The following is a 1,832-nucleotide window of genomic DNA, read 5'->3' on the forward strand; positions in this document are numbered from 1 at the left end:
TGATAGCTGTCGGGCAGGGTCATCGTGCGCACCCGCAGCCGCATCGCGTCGAGCACGCCGCGCTCGGTCAGCAGGTGCAGCACCTGCGCCCCGAAGCCGCCGCGCGAGCCCTCCTCCAGCGTGATCAGAACCTCGTGGCTCGCCGCCAGGTCCAGGATCAGCGCCTCGTCCAGCGGCTTGGCGAAGCGCGCATCCGCCACCGTCACCGCGATGCCGGCCGCCTCCAGCGTCTCGGCCGCCTTCAGCGCCTCGGACAGACGCGTGCCCAGCGACAGCAGCGCCACCCGCGCGCCCTCGGGCCGCGTCACGATCCGGCCCCGGCCGATCGCCAGCGGAACGCCCACCTCCGGCATCTCGACGCCCACCCCCTCGCCGCGCGGGTAGCGCAGCGCGATCGGGCCGTCGTCGTGCGCGTGGCAGGTCGCCACCATGTGCACCAGCTCGGCCTCGTCGGCCGCCGCCATCACCGTCATGTTCGGCAGGCAGCACAGGTACGCCAGGTCGAACGCCCCCGCATGCGTCGCCCCGTCGGCCCCCACCAGCCCCGCCCGGTCCAGCGCGAAGCGCACCGGCAGATTCTGCAGCGCCACGTCGTGGATCACCTGGTCGTAGGCCCGCTGCAGGAAGGTCGAGTAGATCGCCACGAACGGCTTGTAGCCCTCCGTCGCCAGGCCGCCGGCGAACGTCACCGCGTGCTGCTCGGCGATCCCGACGTCGAAGGTCCGGTCCGGATGCGCCTTGCCGAACAGGTCGATCCCGGTGCCGCCCGGCATCGCCGCGGTGATCGCCACCACCTTGTCGTCGGCATCCGCCGCCTTGATCAGGCTCTCGCCGAACACCCGCGTGTAGGCCGGGGCGTTGGCCTTGGCCTTGGTCTGCACGCCCGACAGCACGTCGAACTTCACCACGCCGTGGTAGCGGTCGGCCGACGCCTCCGCCGGCGCGTAGCCCTTGCCCTTCTGCGTCACCACGTGCAGCAGGATCGGGCCCTGCTCCGAGTCGCGCACGTTCTTCAGCACCGGCAGCAGGTGGTCGAGGTTGTGCCCGTCCACCGGCCCGACGTAGTGGAAGCCCATCTCCTCGAACATCGTGCCCGAGCCGACGATCAGCCCGCGGGCGAACTCCTCGGCCTGCGCCGCCCGCTGGTAGATCGCCTTCGGCAGCAGCTTGCCGAGCTGCTTGGCGGTCTCGCGCAGGCCCCGGTACGCCCCGCCCGACGCCAGCCGCGCCAGGTAGGCCGACATCGCGCCCACGGGCGGCGCGATCGACATGTCGTTGTCGTTCAGGATCACGATCAGCCGCGAATGCAGCGCGCCGGCGTTGTTCATCGCCTCGTAGGCCATGCCCGCCGACATCGAGCCGTCCCCGATCACCGCGATCATGTTGCGGCGCTTGGGCTCGGCGTGGCCCTTGGCCTTCTCCGAGGCCGCGTGCAGGTCCCGCGCCACCGCCATGCCCAAAGCGGCCGAGATCGAGGTCGAGGAATGCGCCGCCCCGAACGGGTCGTATTCGCTCTCCGAGCGCTTGGTGAAGCCCGACAACCCGCCGCCCTGGCGCAGCGTCCGCATCCGCTCGCGCCGCCCGGTCAGGATCTTGTGCGGATACGCCTGGTGCCCGACGTCCCACACGATCCGGTCGTCGGGCGTGTCGAACACGTGGTGCAGCGCCACCGTCAGCTCGACCACCCCGAGCCCCGACCCGAGATGACCGCCCGTCACCGACACGGCCTCGATCATCTCCGAGCGAACCGCGTCCGCCACCGCCCGGAGATCGCTCTCCGGAAGCAACCGCAACGCGGACGTCTCGGACAAACCGTCCAAAATCGAGGGGGC

Annotated in this window: 1 protein-coding gene; it reads right to left on the reverse strand. The window is 71.2% G+C overall.

The window, feature by feature from the left end:
• The coding region (gene dxs / locus MKK68_RS02355) for a 1-deoxy-D-xylulose-5-phosphate synthase (protein ID WP_244028458.1) at positions 1-1,820 on the reverse strand (1,820 nt) is incomplete at its 3' end.
• Positions 1,821-1,832: the final 12 nt, after the last annotated feature.

The organism is Methylobacterium sp. E-016 (assembly GCF_022829745.1).
Classification (GTDB): domain Bacteria; phylum Pseudomonadota; class Alphaproteobacteria; order Rhizobiales; family Beijerinckiaceae; genus Methylobacterium.